22 protein-coding genes are annotated in these 22,928 nt (G+C 44.6%); 12 read left to right on the top strand and 10 right to left on the bottom strand.

Translation table 11 applies throughout. From position 1 onward, the window contains the following. Positions 1 to 68: 68 nt before the first annotated feature. Complete coding sequence (gene recG / locus QUF61_RS14110; RefSeq protein WP_320416059.1) at positions 69 to 2,168, top strand: ATP-dependent DNA helicase RecG; 2,100 nt, start codon at positions 69 to 71, stop codon at positions 2,166 to 2,168. Positions 2,169 to 2,228: 60 nt separating this feature from the next. Here recG and argA read toward each other — a convergent pair whose 3' ends face one another. After that, positions 2,229 to 3,533, bottom strand: coding sequence for an amino-acid N-acetyltransferase (gene argA / locus QUF61_RS14105; protein ID WP_103919975.1), 1,305 nt, complete (start codon positions 3,531 to 3,533; stop codon positions 2,229 to 2,231). A gap of 78 nt (positions 3,534 to 3,611) precedes the next feature. Between argA and QUF61_RS14100 the strand changes: the two genes are divergently transcribed. Then, the gene (locus QUF61_RS14100) at positions 3,612 to 4,028 is read left to right on the top strand and encodes a rhodanese-like domain-containing protein (protein WP_103919974.1); all 417 of its coding nucleotides are present in this window, start codon (positions 3,612 to 3,614) and stop codon (positions 4,026 to 4,028) included. Between the two features lie 219 nt (positions 4,029 to 4,247). On the opposite strand, the gene QUF61_RS14095 is transcribed toward QUF61_RS14100, so the two are convergent. Continuing rightward, positions 4,248 to 5,225 carry a GGDEF domain-containing protein gene (locus QUF61_RS14095; RefSeq protein ID WP_289682273.1) on the bottom strand — a complete coding sequence of 326 codons (978 nt, stop codon included), beginning with the start codon at positions 5,223 to 5,225 and terminating at the stop codon, positions 4,248 to 4,250. 447 nt (positions 5,226 to 5,672) lie between these two features. Here QUF61_RS14095 and QUF61_RS14090 point away from each other — a divergent pair, with 447 nt between their 5' ends. The 6 genes from QUF61_RS14090 (at position 5,673) to ubiT (ending at position 11,597) form a co-directional block, all read left to right on the top strand. Beyond that, positions 5,673 to 6,086, top strand: coding sequence for a response regulator (locus QUF61_RS14090; protein WP_103919972.1), 414 nt, complete (start codon positions 5,673 to 5,675; stop codon positions 6,084 to 6,086). A 46-nt stretch (positions 6,087 to 6,132) separates the two neighbouring features. After that, positions 6,133 to 6,498, top strand: coding sequence for a response regulator (locus QUF61_RS14085; RefSeq protein ID WP_103919986.1), 366 nt, complete (start codon positions 6,133 to 6,135; stop codon positions 6,496 to 6,498). A 5-nt stretch (positions 6,499 to 6,503) separates the two neighbouring features. Next, positions 6,504 to 7,061, top strand: a complete 558-nt coding sequence (locus QUF61_RS14080; RefSeq protein WP_103919971.1) for a chemotaxis protein CheW — start codon at positions 6,504 to 6,506, stop codon at positions 7,059 to 7,061. 103 nt (positions 7,062 to 7,164) lie between these two features. Next, positions 7,165 to 9,258 carry a methyl-accepting chemotaxis protein gene (locus QUF61_RS14075; protein WP_103919970.1) on the top strand — a complete coding sequence of 698 codons (2,094 nt, stop codon included), beginning with the start codon at positions 7,165 to 7,167 and terminating at the stop codon, positions 9,256 to 9,258. A gap of 14 nt (positions 9,259 to 9,272) precedes the next feature. Next, positions 9,273 to 10,940, top strand: a complete 1,668-nt coding sequence (locus tag QUF61_RS14070; RefSeq protein ID WP_103919969.1) for a FimL-related protein — start codon at positions 9,273 to 9,275, stop codon at positions 10,938 to 10,940. Between the two features lie 165 nt (positions 10,941 to 11,105). Then, positions 11,106 to 11,597 carry a ubiquinone anaerobic biosynthesis accessory factor UbiT gene (gene ubiT, locus QUF61_RS14065; RefSeq protein WP_103919968.1) on the top strand — a complete coding sequence of 164 codons (492 nt, stop codon included), beginning with the start codon at positions 11,106 to 11,108 and terminating at the stop codon, positions 11,595 to 11,597. Here ubiT and QUF61_RS14060 read toward each other — a convergent pair. From QUF61_RS14060 to mnmL, 3 genes are all read right to left on the bottom strand, one after another. After that, entirely contained in the window at positions 11,589 to 12,464 is an 876-nt protein-coding gene (locus QUF61_RS14060) for a U32 family peptidase (RefSeq protein WP_103919967.1), read from the bottom strand. The genes ubiT and QUF61_RS14060 overlap by 9 nt on opposite strands. A 293-nt stretch (positions 12,465 to 12,757) precedes the next feature. After that, on the bottom strand, positions 12,758 to 13,753 hold the full coding sequence (gene ubiU / locus QUF61_RS14055) for a ubiquinone anaerobic biosynthesis protein UbiU (RefSeq protein WP_289682268.1): 996 nt from the start codon (positions 13,751 to 13,753) through the stop codon (positions 12,758 to 12,760). 155 nt (positions 13,754 to 13,908) lie between these two features. Next, positions 13,909 to 14,826 (bottom strand): tRNA modification radical SAM protein MnmL/YtqA, encoded by a 918-nt coding sequence (gene mnmL, locus QUF61_RS14050; protein ID WP_103919965.1) that lies wholly within the window; start codon positions 14,824 to 14,826, stop codon positions 13,909 to 13,911. Between the two features lie 182 nt (positions 14,827 to 15,008). Here mnmL and QUF61_RS14045 point away from each other — a divergent pair, with 182 nt between their 5' ends. The 4 genes from QUF61_RS14045 to QUF61_RS14030 are packed head-to-tail and all read left to right on the top strand — an operon-like array spanning position 15,009 to position 18,667. After that, positions 15,009 to 15,917, top strand: coding sequence for a TauD/TfdA family dioxygenase (locus QUF61_RS14045; RefSeq protein WP_103919964.1), 909 nt, complete (start codon positions 15,009 to 15,011; stop codon positions 15,915 to 15,917). Continuing rightward, positions 15,917 to 17,938, top strand: a complete 2,022-nt coding sequence (locus QUF61_RS14040) for a ribonucleoside triphosphate reductase (RefSeq protein ID WP_103919963.1) — start codon at positions 15,917 to 15,919, stop codon at positions 17,936 to 17,938. Before QUF61_RS14045 ends, QUF61_RS14040 begins: the two co-directional genes overlap by 1 nt. 1 nt (position 17,939) lies before the next feature. Next, positions 17,940 to 18,107, top strand: coding sequence for an anaerobic ribonucleoside-triphosphate reductase (gene nrdD / locus QUF61_RS14035; RefSeq protein WP_103919962.1), 168 nt, complete (start codon positions 17,940 to 17,942; stop codon positions 18,105 to 18,107). After that, positions 18,083 to 18,667, top strand: coding sequence for an anaerobic ribonucleoside-triphosphate reductase activating protein (locus tag QUF61_RS14030; RefSeq protein WP_289682266.1), 585 nt, complete (start codon positions 18,083 to 18,085; stop codon positions 18,665 to 18,667). The genes nrdD and QUF61_RS14030 overlap by 25 nt, the downstream gene beginning before the upstream one ends. A gap of 41 nt (positions 18,668 to 18,708) precedes the next feature. Here the strand turns inward: QUF61_RS14030 and QUF61_RS14025 are convergent, their stop codons facing one another. From QUF61_RS14025 to QUF61_RS14005, 5 genes are all read right to left on the bottom strand, one after another. Beyond that, positions 18,709 to 19,974 (bottom strand): ABC transporter permease, encoded by a 1,266-nt coding sequence (locus QUF61_RS14025; RefSeq protein WP_289682265.1) that lies wholly within the window; start codon positions 19,972 to 19,974, stop codon positions 18,709 to 18,711. Positions 19,975 to 19,985: 11 nt separating this feature from the next. Next, entirely contained in the window at positions 19,986 to 20,588 is a 603-nt protein-coding gene (locus tag QUF61_RS14020) for a hypothetical protein (RefSeq protein ID WP_289682264.1), read from the bottom strand. 383 nt (positions 20,589 to 20,971) lie between these two features. Further along, positions 20,972 to 21,334, bottom strand: coding sequence for a barstar family protein (locus QUF61_RS14015; RefSeq protein ID WP_289682263.1), 363 nt, complete (start codon positions 21,332 to 21,334; stop codon positions 20,972 to 20,974). Beyond that, positions 21,331 to 21,837, bottom strand: a complete 507-nt coding sequence (locus QUF61_RS14010) for a guanyl-specific ribonuclease (RefSeq protein WP_289682261.1) — start codon at positions 21,835 to 21,837, stop codon at positions 21,331 to 21,333. The genes QUF61_RS14015 and QUF61_RS14010 overlap by 4 nt, the downstream gene beginning before the upstream one ends. A 2-nt stretch (positions 21,838 to 21,839) precedes the next feature. After that, positions 21,840 to 22,154 carry a hypothetical protein gene (locus QUF61_RS14005; RefSeq protein WP_289682258.1) on the bottom strand — a complete coding sequence of 105 codons (315 nt, stop codon included), beginning with the start codon at positions 22,152 to 22,154 and terminating at the stop codon, positions 21,840 to 21,842. Between the last annotated feature and the right edge of the window lie 774 nt (positions 22,155 to 22,928).

The raw sequence follows: 22,928 nt of genomic DNA, 5'->3' as shown, positions 1-22,928 counted from the left end.
TACCATGAGATGGAAGCGGCTTTCAACCACATAGTGGATGAATAAAGCTTACATCGAACTCAAGCTGATTGACAAAACTTGAAAATCCTCTTATTTTCCCAGATATGGACAAGGAACAAGCACTGACTCACCTGACCGGCATTGGCCCCAGAATTGCGCAAAAACTGGAAAAACTTGGTATTGTGCAAATTCAGGACTTATTATTTCATTTGCCGCTACGTTATCAGGATCGCACCAAAATCAAACCTATAGGACAATTGCAGGAAGGTGAGGATGCGGTGATTGAAGCAGAAATTGAAGCGACCGAAATTAAAAATGGTCGCCGCCGCTCGCTGGTTTCCATGCTCAATGATGGCACCGGCAGCTTGATGTTGCGCCTGTTTCACTTTTCTTCCGCACAACAACAGCAATTAGCGCCGGGTGAGCGTATACGCTGTTTTGGCGAAGTGCGCCAGGGATTTAATTGTCTGGAACTGATACACCCGGAATATCAACATGTGCATCGCCATGACTCCCCGCCGCTGGCAGAAAACCTGACACCGATTTATCCCGCTACAGAGGGTTTGCATCAAAACCTGTTGCGCAAACTGATCAAACAGGCACTGGAATACCCGGTTGATGACTTATTACCGGCAGCCTTGCTGCACAATGCGGATTATCCAAAACTGGAAGTTGCTTTGCAACTGTTACACACGCCTCCCGCTAACAGTGATATAGAACAACTGCTCAATCCCAACCATCCAGCACGCCAGCGTTTGGCATTTGAAGAATTGTTGGCACAACATCTCAGCCTGCGTTTATTGCGTGGACATACCGTGCAACGGCGTGCGCCCACATTTAATAATGCTGGCTTGATGTGTCAAAAATTACTCAATCAACTGCCGTTTCGCTTGACTCAGGCACAACGCCGGGTGAACGAAGAAATTCAGCGTGATCTGGTGCAGGTACGTCCCATGCAGCGTCTGGTGCAGGGCGATGTCGGTTCCGGTAAAACCGTGATTGCGGCTCTGGCGGCTTTACAAGCGTTGGAATCAGGTTATCAGGTGGCGGTGATGGCCCCAACTGAGCTACTGGCAGAGCAACATCTGCGCACTTTTCAGCAATGGTTGGAACCGCTGCAAATAGAACCTGCCTGGCTCGCTGGCAGCCTGACGAAAAAGCAACGCGAAGCAGCGTTGGCAGATATAGCGTCCGGCGAAACTGCGCTGACCATTGGCACTCATGCCTTATTTCAGGACAGCGTGGAATTTTCCAAGCTGGGCTTGATGATTATTGATGAGCAGCACCGCTTCGGGGTACATCAACGTCTGGCGCTACGCGATAAGGGCAGTGTCGGCAATCTCCATCCCCATCAACTGATCATGACTGCCACGCCGATTCCACGTACTCTGGCAATGACGGCTTATGCCGATCTGGACACTTCAATTATTGATGAATTGCCACCAGGACGCAGCCCGATTACCACCGTTGCCATGCCGGAAACACGCCGTGAAGCGGTGATTGAGCGCGTGGCTCAGGCTTGTGAGCAGGGGCGGCAGGCTTATTGGGTCTGCACCCTGGTGGAAGAATCGGAAACGCTGGATAGTCAGGCCGCAGAAGCCACTGCCGAGCAACTGCGTATGCTGTTGCCGCAACTGCGCATTGGTTTGGCGCATGGACGCATGAAAGCCAAAGACAAAGAGACGGTGATGCAGGCGTTTAAGGCTGGAGAACTTGACCTGCTGGTTGCCACCACGGTGATTGAAGTCGGAGTGGATGTGCAGAATGCCAGTTTAATGATTATTGAAAATGCCGAGCGTCTGGGACTGGCGCAATTGCATCAGTTGCGGGGTCGGGTTGGGCGTGGCAGCGTGGAAAGTTATTGTCTGCTGTTGTATCACCCGCCATTGTCCCGCACCGGGCAGTCGCGCCTGGGTACTTTGCGTGAAACTCAGGATGGTTTTGTCATCGCCCAGCGTGATCTGGAACTGCGTGGCCCTGGCGAAGTGTTGGGTACCCGCCAGACCGGTTTGGTGGCACTGAAAATTGCAGATTTGCAACGTGATCAACACTTACTGGAAAAAATCCAGGACAGTGCTGACTTGTTATTACAACAACATCCGCAACGGGCGCAGGCATTGGTACAGCGTTGGGTGAATCAGGGCATGACTTATGGCGAGGTTTATTAAAATAACTTTTCAGACACCGCTTATTGTATCTAAATGAATAAAAACCAAAACTGAACTTAATTATAAATCCTTAATAAAAATCTTGGACAAGCGTTGATAATTGTATAAATTCAAACGTGTAATGGGTAGCTTATCCAGCTTGGCCTGGGTAAAACCACGTTGCTGGAACCATTGCGCGGTGCGGGTGGTGAGAATAAACAAACGATGGATATGGTTTTTCCTGGCTTGTTTTTCCATAAAACCCAATAGGGCATCGCCGCGCTGTTTTCCTTTATAATCTGGATGTACCGCCACGCAAGCCAATTCCGCCATGTGTTCCTCGGGATAAGGATACAGCGCGGCGCAGGCGATAATGGTGCCGTCACGTTCCTGCACCACAAAACGCCCAATTTCCATTTCCAGCTTTTCCCGTGAACGTTTCACTAATACGCCTTCTTCTTCCAAAGGCGCAATCAAATTTAAGATGCTGCCGACATCATCAATGGTTGCTTGTCGCAAATGCTCATAAGGGTCGGCGCTAATCATGGTGCCCACCCCGTCGCGGCTGAACAACTCCATCAGCAAACCGCCATCAATATTACGCTGTACCAGGTGTACCCGGTTCACGCCCTGTTCACACGCATGAGCTGCGCCACGTAAAATACGGAAAGTATCCGCATCGCTTGCATTTTTTAATAATTCACGGGTTTCCTGCAAGGTCAGATGATCATTATCACTGATTGCCTGTTCCAATTCATTTAAGGAGACCCATTTGTCCGCTTTCAGGGTAATTGCAACCGAAGTGGAAACATCTTCCACAGAAAGGTTAAAAATTTCTCCGGTCGGCGAATAACCCAGAGGGGAAATCAGAACAATACAACCGTTATCTAATTGTTGTTGTATCGCGTTAGCTTCCACCCGGCGCACTTCTCCCGTGTGCATAAAATCCACGCCGCTACGAATCCCTAAAGGGCGGGCGGTAATAAAATTCCCGGAAACAATGCGGATATTGGCATAGATTTCCGGTGAATCAGTCATGCCCATGGATAATAATGCCAGAATGTCGGCAGTAATCTGACCACAGGCCGCTTTCACCTGTTCCAGCGAAGTGTCATCAGTGATGCGCATACCATTGGCATATTGCTGAGTTACGCCGCGCTCTTCCAGGTTTTGCTTAATGCGCTGCCGGGTGCCGTGCACCAGCACCAGACGAATACCCAGACTGCTAAGTAGAGCAATATCGTGAATCAGGTGGCGAAAACGGGTGCTGCTGACAGCAATGCCTTCAAACGATAAAACAAAAGTTTTGCCATGGTGGGCGTGAATATAAGGCGATGCGTGCCGAAACCAGGAGACAAACTGCGTATGAGAAGAGAAAGCTTTCATCGCTACACTACTTTAGAATTAAATGATAGTATAATACACTGATTTACTACAAAATAAACCTAAGAAGGAATAACACTGATGATACGTTTAACGGTACTTTTTATGGCATTTTTCCTGAGTTTTTCTGCGTATGCGGAAGTTAAACACATTGATAATACAGCCTTAAAACAATTGCTGAAAAAAAATATCCCGATAATTGACATACGCAGAAGCGAAGAATGGCGACAAACCGGCATTGTGCCAGACAGTCATTTATTAACCTTTTTTGATAAAAAAGGCAGTTACGACACCCCAAAATGGTTAACTGAACTGGATAAAATTGCTAAAAAAGATCAGCCTTTTATCCTGATTTGCCGCACGGGCAACCGCACCCGCACCATAGCGAATTTTTTAGATAAGCGCGTGGGTTATCAGCAGATTTATAATGTAGAGCGTGGCATTAGCAACTGGATTAAACAAAAACAACCTGTGGTAATGCCGGAACTGAAAAAATAATAATATGTCTGATGTAAAGTTGTTTAATATTTTTTGCTGTCAGGCTGAAAATATTAACCCGGATATTTTATGAATCACCATGATGATCGCGCAGTAATTTATTTCATAAGGGGATTTTTTTATTGAGCGCCGTACCGGGGAGTACGGTCGAAATAAAATAAATTCAGTTATGGAACAAAGGGCAAGCGAGGGCATGAGTCTATTTATGAAATATCCGGGTTAAACTTCAACAATTTGATCCCGACCTTGTTGTTTGGCGCGATGCAACGCCTGATCGGTACGTTCCATTAGCATTTTTGTCGTATCACCTGCGCGATATAAGGTTAGTCCGATACTGACAGTCACTTGTATGGTTGTGGTGGGTATGCGAATTTTCAGGGTGCGCATGGCATCATATAACAATTCAGCCATGCCAAATGCTTCTTTTTTTTGCGTATCAGGCAGTAATACAATAAATTCATCCCCTCCTAAACGGCAGGGGAAATCATTATTACGACAACAACTTCTGAGTAAACGCGCCAGGCATTTCAGCACGGTATCGCCCGCAGTGTGACCATGAGTGTCATTAATGGCCTTAAATCTGTCCAGATCAAAAATTAATACTGCCAACTGTGGGTTCTTACCCTTATTATATTCAGCTGAAAACAGATAATGCATGCGTTGCTCAAAACAGCGGCGGTTATAAAGCTGAGTTAATTCATCGGTATTGGCACGGATTTCACTGGCATCCAGCTCGTCACGGGTACGCCGTAAATAATCTAAAGCCTGAGTTAAGGAACGATTTTGCTCACTTAAATCTGCCAGCAGACTATTTTCATGTTCAATCAGATAAGCGCAGGTACGTTGCAATAACTGACACAGCATTTGAGGATGTGATTGCTGAATCTCTTGCAGACGTTGCTGCTGAATAACCCGCAGTTGGCTGTTACGTGTGGCAACAGCAGTGGCGCTGCGGGTGCTGCCACCGGTTAATAAAGCCAGTTCACCAAAATAAGCGTCACTTTGCAGTCTTTTTCCAGATTGTCCTTCTTTGAACAGAATCTCAATTTCTCCAGACTCCAGCCAATACATGCAGTCTCCCGTTTCCCCCTGTGTAAACAGGACTTCCCCCATTTTTACCTGGCGTAACTCACTACCCTGCAATAACTGTTGTTGTTCAAATATTGAAAATTCTGGTTTTTTACAAGCATTTGCCATAGGTACAATTCCTGGTTTCCTGGCTTGAAAAACATTTATTCAAGCTTAGCATACAAGCCTGCAAAGCTTAACATAGAAAATAAAGGCCTGGAAAAGCAGAATACTCAGACGTCCATGCCATTTCAGTTTTGTTCTTATCTAAAATAAGAAGTTTAATAATAAAAATAAATACTTTACCTCGATAGTTTAATATTGTACTTTAACTCCTCTATGCGAAGGTTCGTATTTTTTAACGGATGTGTTTATTAACTGTATTGAAAGTTTAGGCTTTGCTGCAATAATTGCTAAAAATGCCGTTGAATTCATAACGGATTCGCGTATTATGTATGGCAATCTGGTAGCAGGCCCGAGACAAGTGGTGAATATACAGACGATATCGTCATTTTATCACCCGGTCTCATCGGTTGTATCGTAATATATTAAGATTTTTACAATGGTAGATAAATTGTGGCAACTGATAGTGCAGGAATAAGTTTCGAGGGAATCAAAGTTATCGTTATTGACGATAGCAAGACGATTCGCCGTACTGCTGAAACGCTTTTGAAAAAAGCAGGTTGTGAGGTAATCACTGCAACCGATGGTTTTGAATCCCTGTCTAAGGTAGCAGAGCATCATCCTGATATTATTTTTGTTGATATCATGATGCCGCGTCTGGATGGTTATCAAACCTGTACCTTAATCAAAAATAATCACGTATTTAAAAAAATACCGGTTGTGATGTTATCCAGTAAAGATGGTTTGTTTGAGCGCGCACGGGGTAGGATCGTGGGTGCAGAACATTATATGACGAAACCCTTTACCAGAGAAGAACTGCTCAATACCATTAAGGCCTATGTGGTTGATATCAAGAAAAAAGGCTGAAAATTGACAGTTTTGCTTTTGCAGTATAATGAAGAATGAGGTAGGTATGGCACATATACTAATTGTAGATGACTCCCCTACAGATGCCTATCTGGTAAAAAATATCCTGGAAACAAACGGATATAAAACCTCTGAGGCTTCCAGTGGTGCAGAAGGTGTCGAAAAAGCCGAAACACTTAAGCCTGATTTGGTTTTAATGGATGTTGTTATGCCTGGGCTTAATGGTTTTCAGGCAACCCGTAAGATCACTAAAAAAAACCCGGCAACAAAGGGAATTCCGGTTATTATCGTCTCCAGCAAAAATATGGAGAGTGATAAGGCCTGGGGCTTGATGCAAGGTGCAAGTGACTTCCTGGTTAAACCTGTAAAACAGGAAGAGTTGTTGGCAGCGATTAACAAGCTGATTGGGTAATCGACATGAGCATACCTCTTGCCCACGAAAACCCTTTTCAATGGCTTGGTGAATTACAGAAATTGGCTAAACAGCAGGTTTCCTCTTTGCCCCAACCTGAAGTTGTGCAAGAAACATGGCGGGGTATTGCATTTCGTTTAAATCAATATAAATTACTGGTTAATTTAAAGGATATTAACGAAATTTTACATTGCCCAAAAGCAATTTCCCGTGTACCAGGAGCCAGACCCTGGATACATGGTATTGCCAATATTCGCGGACAATTGCTGCCAGTGATTGATTTGAAAGCCTGTTTAGGGGGACCTAATACCGTGTTAAAAAATAGTACACGCTTGTTAATTATGAATCATGCGAATATTTTTTCCGGGGTATTAGTCGATGAAGTATTGGGCATCAAACATTTTTCAGAAGATGAGCGTATTGATCCTGCGGACATGCAGGCAAAAGAAGACTGGATCGCAGGTTTTATCCGGGAGGGCTTCAGACAAGAACGAGAAGAGTGGGGTGTTTTTGATATGCTGATGCTAAGTAAAAGCCGACAATTTCTGGATGCCGCAGCATGACAGCCATGTTTCAACAACTGAAAAACATCATAACCATGAAGCATAAAAAAACGATAAATCAACAATTGAATGCGCAAGTGCATCTTAAAGGGGATTTCCGCCCATGAATAAGTTCATTAACCCAGATAGTAATCGCGTATTATTCAGCCTTATTGGTCTGTTATTAGTCGCTTTTATTCTCATGGCTATTACTTTTTATATTGTCGCAGACAGCCGTAGCGCGGATCAAAAGTACCAGGCACGCATTACCAGTATGCGTTTGCTTGCCCAACAAATGACCCAAGATGCACAAATGGCAGCAGATGGTAATAAAGAGGCCTTTGCTGTACTCAGAAAAAAACAGGAAGATTTTCAATATAATCTAACCATGCTGCGTGAAGGCAATCCTGAAGAAGACCTGTTGCCAACGCCGGAAATGATCTTACCCACGCTGGAAGCCCTGGAAACCAATTGGGCCTCTATTGATACTTCCATTGAAGAATTGTTTAAGGCCGAAACCGTTGTATTAGCCGCTTATGGTCAGTTCGAAGAAATGACCGGGCTGACTCAGGAGATTACTGCCAGCGCAGAGCAAATGATAGAAACGCTGGTCAATACCGGTGCCGGACAAACACAAATGTTTATGGCAACCCGTGAACTGATGTTATTGGAACGTATTGGCAATAATATCCGCAGTGCTTATCAGGGCAATATTGATGCAGAGGTTCAACTAGGCGAAGACATGTCGGGCTTTGTTGACATCTTAAATACGCTGTTAAATGGTAATGAAGAAAATGGTCTACCAGCAATCAGCAGTCCTGAAGCACAGACCAGCATTGAAGATTTGATTCAGTTATTCCAGGAACGTTTCCAGATTGTTGATGAGTTTCTTGATAGTGATGGTGCAGATTTCCTATTTTCCGCCATTGATGCCGCCGGTGACGTTCTGGTCAATACTGATGAATTACTGTTCAGTATTGAAGATTTACAAAATGCTTATATCGGCACCATTGAAGAACGCTTTTTCTCGGTTTCCCTGGGTAACATCATGGCGGGTGTGGTTTTCTTCACCATGGCGCTGCTGACTTGGGTGATGGTGCAATCTGCGCGCAATCGCGCTGTTGAAGCCCGCAAAACTTTGGAAGAAAGTGAAGAAACCAATAAACGCAACCAGGAAGCCATTTTACGCTTGCTTAGTGAAATCTCAGATTTAGCTGATGGTGATCTGACAGTGACCGCGACAGTCAGTGAGGATTTCACCGGGGCAATTGCCGATGCTTTGAACTTCTCTATCGAATCATTAAGAGATTTGGTTGTCAGTATTAACCAGACCGCAGAACAGGTATCCGATGCCGCGCAAGGTACACGTAAAATTGGTGAACAGTTAACCGAAGCCAGTGAGCGTCAGGCGCAACAGATTGCCAAAGCGGGTCAGGCCATTATTGGCATGACCAATTCGGTGAAAAAAGTCTCTGCCAACGCGATTGATTCTGCGGATGTGGCGAAAAAATCAGTAGAAATTGCCGGTAAAGGCGCAAAATCCGTACAAGATACCATATCCGGCATGGATAATATCCGTGAGCAGATTCAGGAAACTTCCAAACGTATTAAACGCCTGGGTGAAAGCTCCCAGGAGATTGGTGAAATTGTTGGCCTGATTGACGATATTGCCGACCAGACCAATATTCTGGCCTTAAATGCAGCAATTCAGGCGGCAATGGCAGGTGATGCCGGACGTGGTTTTGCAGTGGTTGCAGATGAGATTCAGCGTCTGGCAGAACGTTCCGGTAACGCGACCAAACAAATTGATGCCTTGGTTAAAACCATTCAGGGCGATACCAATGAAGCGGTCAGCTCTATGGAGCAAAGTACCTCTAATGTGGTGGATGGCGCGAAATTAGCAGAGGTTGCTGGTGAATCCCTGATTGAGATTGAAAGTGTTTCCGTACAGTTAGCCGGACAAATTGAAAATATTGCGCAAACCTCGCGTACCCAGTCCGCAGTGGCTTCCAATATCGCAGGCACCATGACCATTATTCAGGAAATTACCACGCAGACTTCTCAAGGCACGAATGAAACCGCGCTTTCTATTGAGCGCCTGTCTAGTCTGGCAAACGATCTGAAAACTTCGGTTTCCGGCTTTACCTTACCTTCATCAGGTGGCGCAGCAGATGAGCTTATGCCTGAAGAAGATGATGGCTTTGTTGTTGATTTATAAAGGACAGTTTGCAAATGGCCTATGCAACCCTTACCTGGGTAAAGCCTGCAATTGATGATACGCTGAAACTTACCCGGCAATCACTTGAGCAATTTGTAGAAAACCCGGAAGATACTGGCTCCTTACAAGAGGCGGCAGGCTGGTTGCATGAAATTCGTGGCACTTTAACGATGCTGGAAATCGAAACAGCCACGATTTTAGTGCATGAAATGGAAATCGTCACCCAGGCTTTATTACAAGGTAAGCTGAAAAATCACGGCACAGCTTATGATATTTTGATGCGCAGCCTGATTCAATTACCGAATTATCTTGCGCATCTGGCATTGGGTTATCCTGATATTCCTCTGGCCTTATTGCCTTTGATTAATAAGCTGCGCGCCTTGCTTAAGCAAAAGCCACTGGCTTCCAACGCCTTATTTAAACCTGATATTCACCTCGAATTACCCCCAGGGAAACCCGCACCCAAATTACCCGATCAAAAATTTAAGGTATTTGTGCATAAGAACCGGGCGAATTATCAGAAAGGCCTGATGACGGTTCTAAAAACCAAAAATAAACTGGCTGGCATTAAATTAATGCTGACCACGTTAACGCATGTTCAGCAAGTCTGCGGCACAGCACCAATCGCCAAAGCCTGGTGGATAGCGGAAGCCTTATTGGAAGCGATGGCCCAGAAAGGTCTGCCGATTAATGCCGCGCTTGCAAATATTTTGAAACAAATTGATGGCTTGCTCAAACAACTGGTGGCACATGGCAATGCCGGTCTGCGTATCCAGCCACCTGCGGCATTGTTACAAAATATGCTGTATTATGCAGCCAATGCCAAGTCTCAGGGGCCACGCCTGAGCACAGTTAAAAAACATTTTAATCTGGCTTACAGCCTGCCTTCCAAATCCTTATTGCAGTCCACTTTACAAGTCTTTTCCGGCCCTGATATTGAATTGATGAAAATTGTGGTGAATATTGTCAAGGATGATTTTACTCGCGTGGAAGAAACCCTGGACATCTTTATGCGTGCAGATACGCCCGATGTCACCGAGTTAGAGCCACTGATTGAGATCATGAAAAATATTGCCTATACCCTGCATTTGCTAGACATGGGTGGACAGGCAAAGTCCATGTTGCAACAAACCCAACTGATTGCGGCAATTGCCAAGGGTCAGCGGGATTATAAAATGCAGGAAATGCTTAAAATTGCAGATGCCTTGCTAATGATTGATGCAGCACTGGATACGCTGGCAAATCGCGGTAGTCATGCGCGCCAACAGATTCAACAGGAAACCGGGCTGTTAGAAACCCAGTTGAAAGATGTCATGAAAGTAGTGGTTGAAGAAGCGAAACTGGAACTGGTTGAAATGATTCCTCCTATTTTGCGCTTTCTGGAGAAAAAGGAAGTGGATGAGGAACTCAAAGACATTCCGGCACGCTTTACAAAAATCAGTGGTTTATTGCACGTAGCTCACCGTGAACGGGCAGTGAAGCTTGTACATTTATGCGCAGAATATGTCCAGAAGTCCATTATAGAAAAGAATAGCGTACCTGATGAAATCAGGCAAAAAGCCCTGGCAGACAGTCTCATCAGTCTGGACTTTTACCTGGACACCCTGGCAGGCAACCCGATGGATGGCAACCAGATACTGGATATTACCCAGCGTTGTCTTAAGCAGCTACAAGCTGCCTAAACTAGCGTTTAGGCAGGAGAAATAACAGGGCTTGTCCGCCCTGTATCCCGGCTTTCAGCCACCAAATGCTCTAACCCACCCATCTTTTAGCGGATGGTTGTTTAGTGATTATCATTGAATTTATAAAATTTAAATTTTTACATAACCTAAGTTAAGAGGTTTAAAATGTCTTCAACTCAGACACCCCGCTTCCCCCGTCCCTTGGCTAATCTGCTAAAGCGCGTACCAGCATTTCTACCGGGTAAAACTTTTGCCCTGCTCATTAATCGTTTTTTAGCGCAACCATTACAGGAAGGTGAACTGGATTTTCTGGAAGATAAGGTGCTTAATATTCAGGTCAGCGATACCGGTATTCAATTTTCTCTGACCCTGGAGCAAAATCGCCTGGTGGCAACGCAGCAAGCCGCTGACGTTTCTATTCAAGGTTCCTTGTACGCTTTTTTACTGCTGGCAGGACGTCATGAAGACCCTGATACCCTGTTTTTTAATCGCAGCCTGCGCCTTGAAGGGGATACCGAGCTGGGTTTATATGTCAAAAATTTCCTGGATGCACTGGAGTTTGATGGCGAGTTGGCTCGGCTGTTGCCGTTGCTGGAAAAAGCTGCTCCCAAGTACGCTACGTTGAGCCGTTTGCCATTGCCTGCGTTTCTACGCTGAAGCAGAATCCAGTCCTGCTTCTCCCCGCCAATAACCATCACAAGTGCCTAAAGGGGCATTTGGCAGTTTGGCGGGCTGTTGGTTTAAGGCCGCATGGAAGGCGTTAATAATCGCCGATGTATGCTGTGATTGTGGACTGATGCGCAATACATCCGCACCCGCTTGCAGACACTCATCCAGCATGGGTAATAAATTAACACTTTGCGCGGATTGGGTTTGGATACCGTTGAGCACTAAAAATGGTGATGCTTCCTGGGTTTTGAGCAGCAGACCATCGGGGTCGTCCAGGCAACGGAACTGACAATCATCTTTAGGTAGATTGTGCGCCCGCGCCGTAAAACAACGCGCGGCATAGGCCAGCGGCAGGCGTCCGTAAGCAAAAACCTCGCTGCTTACACCCGCAGGCGCATCGGCACAAAGTGCAGTAAATGTCTCACGCCCAAGCTCCAGTGGCAAAACCCAGCGCTGCATACCCAAATCAGCCAGTTTGCGCAGACTGTGAGGATTGTAAATATTCAAACTCGCACCGGCGACAAATGGGCGACCGGCAAGCAACTGTACTGCCGCCATGTCATTAGCCTCAACTGTTAAATCACCGTTATCACATAAGCGGCGCAGGGTTTTCAGTTCAGACTCCGCTTCCATCAAGGCCAATGTGGAGAGTACAACTTCCTTGCCGCTGGCTTTTAAATGCCGGGCCAGTTCCAGCCATTCGCCGGTACGCAGGGCTTTGCGCTTACTGCATACAGTTTCACCCAGATAAATAATATCGACAGGCGTGGTAATTATCTGCTCATAAAAATCCAGCAGGGTTTGTTGCGGCCAATAATAGAGTACGGGGCCTAAGGCGAGTTGCGCAGATGACATGGTAAATGACCTGAATCCGATATAAGAAGCTGTTGGTAAACCTATTGCGCTCGACATAGCAGCGTTGCAGTTAGCGCGAAAAATCCTCATGTACTCCGTGTACCCTCCGGTTTTTCGCGCTAACTGCGCCTTGCTCTGCCTTCGCTCATGACGGTTTAGCAATAGCGTCTAAGGTTTTTTATTCAAAAATGCTGAAATTCAGCACGTACTATTAAGAATTTAGCGTGAAACGGAAGCGGTTTTTTGTACTATTAATGCAAAAAGAAGCTTACGTTGAACTCGGCTTAAGTGCCTTATTGCCAGGGGCGATGATAAGCACCGAGCGTGGTTTGACTGCCTTCCGAGAGTTTTGCCAATCCCTGCTGCCAGTTTTCCCGCACCTGATAGGTATCGGGGTTTTGCAGACAGCTATCAATTGCTTCACGCCATATTTTGGTTACTTTGGCGACATAAGCCGGACTGCGTTGACGGCCTTCGATTTTTATCGACTTGACTCCGGCAGCAAGTAATTCTGGTAATAAAGCCAGGGTATTCAAACTGGTGGGTTCTTCCAGGGCATAAAACGTGTGTTTATTGACTTCAAAACGGCCTTTACACAAAGTGGGGTAACCGGCATTTTCATCTGCCTGATGGCGGTCAATCAGCACTTCGCCCAGCCGGGTTTCCATGCCTTTTGGCGTTTCTTTCCAGGTGACGGCATGTGCAGGAGAACACGCACCAAAAGTATTCGGGGATGCACCGGTGACATAAGAAGATAGCAAACAGCGACCTTCAAGCATGACACAGAGACTGCCAAAGCCAAACACTTCAATCCCTACCGGGCTGTTTGTTGCCACATGCTGCACTTGGGGGAGCGATAACACGCGAGGCAGTACTACGCGCTCAATACCAAATTGCTGATGATAAAAACGGATGGTTTCATAATTGGTGGCGGAAGCCTGTACCGAGAGATGGCGAGGCAGATCGGGATAATTATTTGTGGCGTAGTCCAATACCCCAAGGTCGGCGATAATCAGCGCATCCACGCCAAGTTCAGCAGCGTGATCCACTGCCTGCTGCCAACGCAGCCAGCCGCTGGGTTGGGGGAAGGTATTCAGCGCCAGAAAGACTTTAACCCCGCGTTGCTGGGCGTAAAGAATGCCTTCATTCATTTTTTTCTGATTAAAATTCAGGCCCGCAAAATGCCGCGCGTTGGTATCATCACGAAACCCCAGATAAACTGCGTTGGCACCTGCGTCAACGGCAGCTTTTAAGGCGGGTAAACTGCCAGCAGGACAAAGTAATTCCATGATTGCGTGTTCTCCTTCACGATTCAACCTGAATTCAGCATAAGAATTTACAGGTTAAATTACTTAAATCTGATATGTACTATCAATAAGTTAGCTTGAGACGAAGGCAGTTTTCAGCGCCATAAGCGCTAAATGAAGCCCACGTCGAACGCCGATTAATTCAGTGCCGAGCCTTGATAGCTGCCACGTACTTGCAACGCCTGTGCAATCCCGTTTAAAACGGTCCATTTTCCACCACACCAGGCTGGAGCCAATAAAGTATCATCTCCAGCACTGCCGGTGAGACGATGATAAACAATCTCTGGCGGGGTATGTTCAACTAATTGGCAAACAATATCAATATAGGCTTCCAGCGTCAGTGGCTGATATTCTCCCTGTCGCCACTGCTTGGCTAACATGGTGTGCTTAACAATATGCAGCGGGTGTAATTTCAAGCCATCAACACCCAATTCAACGACCCGTTTTAAGGAAGTGAGAGAATGCGCTGCCTGCTCGCCCGGCAGACCAACGATCAAATGCGTACAAACCGGCAAACCACGTTGCCGGGCTGCCAGCAGCGTCTGGCGATATTCGGCAAAGCCGTGACCACGCTGCACCCGGTCTAGCGTGTGATCAAAACTTGATTGCAAACCCAGCTCCAGCCAGACTTCATGCCCCTGCTGCTGATACTCACACAATAAATCCAATACTGCTGGCGGCACGCAATCAGGTCGAGTACCAATTGCCAGGCCAATCACATCGGGTTCTTGCAGGGCTTGTTGATAAAGCTCAGAGAGTACCTGCACATCGGCATAGGTATTGGTATAGGCCTGGAAATAAGCAATAAAGCGCCGCGCCCCAGTACGCTTGGCAAGTACTGCCCGACCTGCGGCAAGTTGGCTGCTTATGTCTGGTGGACGGCGACTGTTGGGGTTAAATGAGGCGTTATTACAAAAAGTGCAACCACCACGACCTTTGCTGCCATCGCGGTTTGGACAGGTAAAGCCAGCATTAATGGCTAATTTATGTATACGCTGCCCATATTGCTGTAAAAGTTCCTGCCCCAGGGTGCGGACATAGTTTGATAACTGCATGAAATCCTGTTAATTCTGGTTTGTTCAATAAGCGCCAGATGCTACGCGATGGTCTGTATGAAGGCTATGATCTATATCAACTGACTAAATAATTTGAGTATGAATTTTTAGATAAGATTTCATTGGTTGAATTTAATATAAAAATATATAATGGCTCGATTTTTTTACAAAGGTTTTCAACTATGTGTGCCACCTCTCCCTCCAGCCCTTTCGATCCAGATAATAATGCACTCTACACACAGTGGCGGGCGCATAAACTCAATAATTACCCAGATAAGCTGGAAGATTTATTAGTTGAGATTAATGATCCCCGCGAGTTGACGGAAGCGGAATACCAAGCCATTTTACAGCGTTGCCGCAAGGCCAATATGGCCTTGTATGCAGGTAAAACCGGCACGGATCCCAACAAGGAAATTCCCCTTGCCGTCGGTCGCAGATTTGGTTTGCACCAGCTTAACAGTAACTGGTTAGCCGATGATGAAGGCGTGACTTCCTTAACGGTGGTCGAAAATGGTACCCGTCAAGAATATATTCCCTATACTGATCGCCCCATTCAATGGCATACAGACGGTTATTACAATACCGCAGATGAACAGATTCATGCCTTGCTATTACATTGTGTACAAAATGCCGCCAGCGGTGGAGAAAACGCACTGTTAGATCATGAAATTGCGTATATTCTGCTGCGTGATAAAAACCCTGATTATATTCGCGCCCTGATGAAAAATGATGTGATGACCATTCCGCCACGTATGAATGGTGATGAAGTTGCACGTCCAGAAGAACCCGGCCCGGTTTTTTCCATCAATCCCGCCACCGGTAATTTGCATATGCGTTATACCGTGCGTAAGCATAATATTATCTGGACAGAAGACCCGTTTACCCGTGAGGCGCTGGCGTATTTAACCGATATTCTCAATAGTGACTCCCCATATATTTTCCGTGGCACCCTGCAACCGGGCATGGGTCTGGTGAGTAATAATGTCTTACATGATCGCGCCGGGTTTGAAGATGATAAGGATAAGCCGCGTTTATTATATCGGGCGCGCTATTTTGACAGGCTTGCTGATTGTGATTTTGAGGCTAAATAATGACACAAACATTAACCCATGCAGGTTTTACGCTGCCGACCCAAATTATTAAACGCAGTGGTGAAAGAGTCGAATTCAAACCTGACAAGATCACCCAGGCCATTCAAAAAGCCGGTCATGCCACAACGGAGTTTGATAGACATGAGGCAGAGTTATTATCCGCGCAGGTATTAAAGGTTTTAGGTCATCGTTTTCATAATGGCGCACCTAAAATTGAGCAAATTCAGGATATTGTTGAACAATCCCTGATTAGTTCAAATCATTTTAAGACCGCCAGAGCTTATATTATTTATCGTGAGCAACATAAAACACTGCGCCAGGATCAGCAGACTCTGGTAAATGTGGAGAAGTCCATTAATGAATATGTCAACCAATTGGACTGGCGGGTAAACGCTAACGCCAATCAGGGCTATTCTATCGGCGGCTTAATTCTCAATGTTGCCGGTAAGGTTACCGCAAATTACTGGCTCAGCCATGTATATTCTAAAGAAATTGGTGAAGCGCATCGACAGGGAGATTTACATATTCATGATCTGGATATGCTCGCTGGCTATTGCGCAGGCTGGTCACTGCGCACCCTGTTAAATGAAGGTTTTAACGGTGTATCAGGGCGTGTGGACGCACAACCACCAGGGCATTTTGACAGCGCCCTGGGGCAGATGGTGAACTTTCTTGGCACTTTGCAAAATGAATGGGCAGGCGCACAGGCTTTTTCCAGTTTTGACACTTATCTGGCACCTTTTATACGCAGTGACAAACTGGCATTTGAGGACATAAAACAGCACATTCAGTCATTTATTTTTAACCTTAACGTGCCTTCCCGCTGGGGTAATCAGGTACCGTTCACCAACCTGACCTTTGACTGGGTTTGCCCGGAAGATTTGCACGAGCAAGTCCCCTTGGTTGGTGGCAAAGAAGTTGATTTTTGTTATGGCGATCTGCAAACAGAAATGGACTTGATCAACCGCGCCTATATAGAAGTGATGACCGAAGGCGACCACAAGGGGCGCATATTCACCTTCCCAATCCCAACCTATAACATCACCGAGGATTTCCCCTGGGATTCAGATAATGCCAACCGTCTGTTTGCCATGACTGCAAAATTCGGTCTGCCTTATTTTCAGAACTTCTTAAATTCTGACTTAAAGCCCAATATGGTACGAAGTATGTGCTGTCGGCTGCAACTGGATTTAGGTGAACTGTTAAAACGTGGTGGCGGTCTGTTTGGCTCAGCGGAACAAACTGGCAGCCTGGGCGTGGTCACGATTAATTGTGCCAGACTGGGTTATCTCTATCAGGGAGATAAGCCTGCTTTATTTAAACGTTTTGACCAGTTGATAGAAATTGCGGTCAACAGCCTGGAAGTTAAACGCAAGGTTATTCAAAAATATATGGATAACGGGTTATATCCTTATACCAAGCGTTATCTCGGCACTTTGCGCAATCATTTTTCCACCCTGGGGGTGAACGGCATTAATGAAATGATTCGTAATTTCAGCCAGGATGAATATAATATCACCGACCAATGGGGGCATGAATTTGCCATTGAGTTGCTGGATCATATTCGCCAGCGGATGCTGGAAGCCCAGGAAGAAACCGGTAATATGTACAACCTGGAAGCGACTCCGGCTGAAGGCACCACTTATCGTTTTGCCAAGGAAGATAAGCAGCGTTATCCCGATATACTCCAGGCAGGCACGGAAGAACGGCCTTATTACACCAACTCTTCCCAACTCCCCGTCGGCTATACCGATGATCCTTTTGTTGCCCTGAGTATGCAGGACGGATTACAGACCAAATATACCGGTGGCACAGTCTTACACCTGTATATGAATGAACGAATTTCCAGCACAGAAAGCTGTAAAACTTTGGTCAGACGCTCTTTAGAACAATTTCGTCTGCCCTATTTAACCATTACCCCAACTTTTTCAATCTGTCCCAAACACGGCTATCTGGCTGGAGAGCATGAATATTGCCCGGTTTGTGATCAAGAACTGTTGGCCCAAAAACAAGGAAACTAATATGCAGGTCATTAAATTAAAGCCCGAAGAACGTCAGAAATGTGAAATCTGGACGCGGGTTATGGGTTATCACCGCCCGGTGGCATCATTTAACCCCGGCAAGAAGAGTGAACACGCCCAGCGGGTACATTTTAGAGAAGAAAAATGCCCCTCAAAATCGGCGGCCTAACTCCTTTTACCCTGATAGATTTTCCCGGTCAGCTTGCTGCCGTTCTTTTCTGTCAGGGTTGTTGCTGGGATTGCGCTTATTGCCACAATCAGCACCTGCTGCCAGTTTCCACGCCGCCAACAATAAGCTGGCAGGAAGTGATTGACTTTCTGCAAGCGCGGCAGGGATTTCTGGACGGGGTGGTTTTCAGCGGTGGTGAGCCTTTGATTCAGGCAGAATTACTCGATGCTATCAAAGCAATCCGGCAACTGGGATTTAAAACTGCGCTGCATACAGCGGGAACATCACCCCAGCGTTTGCAGCGGGTTTTACCTTATCTCGACTGGGTGGGATTTGATATCAAGGCCGCATTTGCCGATTATGAAAAAGTAACCGAAGTACCTGACAGTGGTCTTAAAGCTGAGCAAAGCCTGAAGCTTTTACTAGACAGTGGGGTTGCTTATGAACTCAGAACCACATTTGACCCCAAGCTATTAAATGCACAGGATTTAACACACTTAAAAGCCGACTTAAAACGCTATGGGGTTGTTTCTAAAATAACGCAACTGAGAACAATATAAGATTTGCTTAAGGCGGATAAGTACAAACTTATCCGGCTCAACTAAAATACGATGTTCATAGCTTGTAAGGGTTTTAGCTTATAAATACGCAGCGCCGGATATAAACCGGCAAGACAAGTGAAAAACAACACCAATAAAGGGCCGATGGCAAATGTTAAAACATCCAGGCGCGGATATATTTTGCCGGTTATACCAAATTGTGCGCCAATTTCTTCCATGCCGGGATAGCTGAAACCATAATAATAATAATACAGCACCAGCAAGCCGCCAAACAATAAGCCCAGCAACAGCCCCAGCAGCGTCAGCAGCAAAGATTCCAGCCAGACCATGAGGCTGATATGGTGCGCTTTCATGCCCAGCGCCAGCAACATGCCAAACTCACGGGTGCGCTCCAGCACCGCCATTAAAAACGTATTTAAGATACTGAAGGTCACTACCAGCACCAGACAAACATATAAAAATGCGCTGGTAATCTGATCGCTTTGAATTAGCTGTTTTAAGCCCGGCGTTAAGGTATCCCAGTCATAAATTTGCCAGTTTGCCGAGTTTAAGTTGAGCTGTTGCAGTTGCTGCCTGAGTTGGGGAAGCAGCGTTTCCAATTGTTGCAGGGCTTTTACTTCACCAACCAGATAATGCGCCTGTTTGGGCAGCGTGAAAACTTCCTGAAAATGGGGTAGTGGAATTTGTATCAGGCCGCGATCAATCTCCGTGGAGCCACTTTGGAATATACCCACAATAATCAGCACCGTTGCAGCAATTGAACCATCCCGACCACTACCCAGCAAAGTAATTTCATCGCCAATACTGAGTTTCAGGTTTGTTGCCAGTGCTTCACCAATCACCGCCTTATCAACATCCTGGTCTTGCAGATAACGGCCCTGGCTGATTTGTTCAGGAATGGAAGATAATTTTTGCTCCTGGCTGCTTTGTACGCCCAAAATCTGCGCGCCATAACTGCGATCAGCCGAAGACACCAAGGCAAAAGCACTCGCACGTATCGCAACGGCTTTTACTGCCGGTATCTGGCGTAAGTGGTTTGCCATAAGCTGTGGCTGCTGCAAGCTGTTACGAATTTGTGGTTTATCCAGATACCCAGGGCTTTGCACCTGAAAATGTCCGGTCAGCAAACGCAGACTGTTATGAATACTCATATCATAACTGCCGATTTGCAAGGCAATCATAAAAATCAGCAAAAATGCGGCAAAGGCAATGGCGGATAAGGTCAGCAGGCTGCGCCGGGGCTGCCGCCAGATGTTACGCCAGGCCAGGGGGAATAACGTGGGTGGGATAAAAGTGAAAGCTTTCATGGTTGGCTATTTTATGATTCTGGTTCAGCCAGGTTGACAAGAAATTCTAATGCACCATAAAGCTTTGGAATATTGTCAATGGTATAGTTTTCTGTATTTTTTGTGAATATATCCACTATTAAGCGCCCAAACTGCCATAAGTTGCCATCCGTTACAATGCCATAGACAGGACATTGATTATCCTGATTGATTTTTTGTGAGGCAAGTAATTCAGCTAAACACTGCCCCCAGCCTTGTTCAAAATCATTCTTTTTAGCTTCCACTACAATAACAACAGGGCTTTCCAGGACGGTTTTACCCAGTGCAGATTTTTTTGAAAAAATATAATCTGGCGTGCCACATAGCATATCATCAAAAGCAATGCGTTTTTGAATCCAAAAAGCATATTGATGATAATGATTTTTGTAAAGCTCCCGCAATAGAGGGGAAATAATAAGTTTGCTACGTGAAGCTTCAGAGACAAATAGATCAATATTTTCCTGGTTAAACTCAAAATCCTGGATGAGTCCCGGAGATGGCGAGACTTCTTGATCTGAAATAAAATGTGCTTCCTGATATTTGATCTTATAGGCCGTTTGTACTTCCGAGATATTTTTAAATTCACTAAATGACATGTTTTGCCTCACGTAATTCACTGGAAGTGAGTGGTAACAATCCATCTATATACAACTGTCTTATTATACCTATATTATCCATGAAACTTTGCTTATAGTTTTACGGATAACGCTATGCTCAGTGGCGGATTGCCGCCACTGCTAAGCTTGAAAAAAACGGAAGCCACACAGCGGCAAGTTATCCACTGGAGTAACTTGTTAGGTAATAATTTCAATTAGTTATAATGAAATTGAAGCATCCCCCTTTTCACGCCCCCTTTTTCACAAATTTTATATTCCCTTTCTTCTAAAACGTGGATGTCTTCAAATTTTATTTGGATGTCTTCAAATTTTATTCAAATTTTTCCCAAGTTAGGATTTCAGGTTTTAAATTCAGACTATTTTTATAAAAAAACAATTACCATTGGCTTACCTTGTTGCTTCCAATAATTTACAGCATCAAGTAATATTTCATTAGCTATTTTCCAGTCATCAGTATTTTTTAATTGAAAATTAAAAGGGTTTTCATAAATAATTAAATAACTCTCCTGAGTATTAAGCCATGAAAGGTCTGTTATACAGTCATAAAATCCATCCCAGTTTTTTCCAAAAAAATCTGGAAACTGTAGTTTTTTAGAAAACTCATTAAAAAATGACTCTTTACCCTCTATAATGTTACCATCAATTAAAAATGGTTTAGATAGTATGGGAGACAGATTATCAGAAACATGCACTGCAAGATTGTTTAATGGTTTAACAGGATTCATTTAGAATACCTCACTTCTTTGAATGTTTGATAATGATTGTCAGTATAATACAATTCTCCTTTATTACCTTTAACGATCCTTCTTTCCCCTCTATTATTATCAACCCTCGGTGTTTTGACAGTGTATTCCTTGTAATATCCTTTTTCTTGAGCTGGTAACTTACCCTCATAGTTACCAAATATACTGCCATCTTTTAAATATGGATGAGGCTTATTCTTTTGGATGTTGTTAATAACTTCTATTGCTTCAGGTGGTAAATCTTTTTTTTGAATAGATTCAATTTTACTATTTACCTGTTTAGTATTTGTCCGATAAATATGTCCATTTCTACCTCTATAGATATGCCCATGTTTAGAAACATGATGGCTTCTGTGGTAGCTACTATGTGTATGTTTATGTGCAACATAGGGACGAACCCTTATTGGTACACCCGAAATGCTATTTTTTGGTATAAAGAAGGAAAAAAAAACTATTGTCAATAGAATTTTATTGATAATTTTCATGGCTACTTATCATCATCTGGGCATTTATAATCAGTAGAGTCACCTATTTCTGAACCAATATATGCTCCTGTTCCGGTTCCAATAATTGCTCCTGCACCACAACCAACAACAGCAGTGACGCCAAATGTCAAACCAGCTGCAAGTATCCCTGCCGCACATAACCCACCACCTGCTGCTGTTCCCACCCCTGCCCCTATAATAGTTCCGTTCCTTCTGCCATCAGTTGATTTACGGTAACAATCCAAAATTTCATCATTAGTAAATCCTGTAACTGGAATTAATGTGATAATAATGAAAAAAAGTATTGATTTACTCATTGTAATTTCCTCAACATCCAAATTAAGAAAACAGCTAGGTACTGGATGTGATTAAATACCTAACATTAAGCATTTTATCCGCAGTGCCTGCCCAAGTAGGCATTGCGGATAAAATACTGTTGGACTGAGCCGCTAACACGTCTCAACGCTATGGGCATTCTATCGAGTTTTTCCTGCTTCGGAAAGCAAAATTAGAAAAATTCTGATTACAAGCAAATTAGCAGACCAAATTAGAAAAATTAGCAGACAGCCAATAAATTAAAAATATAAAACGACACTATTGTTCTATTTCCTCAGCCAAGTCAAATTATAAAATTCAGAGATAAACCAGGAAAAACAGCCCGATCATATGAAAAAAACCAAAAATCAGCCATAACTTACCTATGGCAGGCCATTTGGCAGACAAATTAGCAGACCAAATTAGCAGACAGCCAACAAATTAGCAGACAGCCAATAAATTAAAAAAATAAAACAACACTATCATTCTATTTCCTCAGCCAAGTCAAATTATAAAATTCAGAGATAAAAATTAGCAGACTAAAAATTAGCAGACAGCCAATAAATTAAAAAAATAAAACGACACTATCATTCTATTTCATCAGCCAAGTCAAATTATAAAATTCAGAAGAGATGTTGCCAAATAAGATAAAAACATACAAACTTGTAATTTGAGTCATCCACAGAGCCAAAAAAATGTTGAATCTTGACAGAATACAGAAAAACGAACGCCTCATGAGAGCTATGTTTGGCTTAAGTATTAAACAATTTAATGAA

The organism is Candidatus Venteria ishoeyi, from assembly GCF_030378065.1.
GTDB classification, from domain to species: Bacteria; Pseudomonadota; Gammaproteobacteria; order Beggiatoales; family Beggiatoaceae; genus Venteria; species Venteria ishoeyi.
This window is presented reverse-complemented; position numbering and strand designations above follow the sequence as displayed.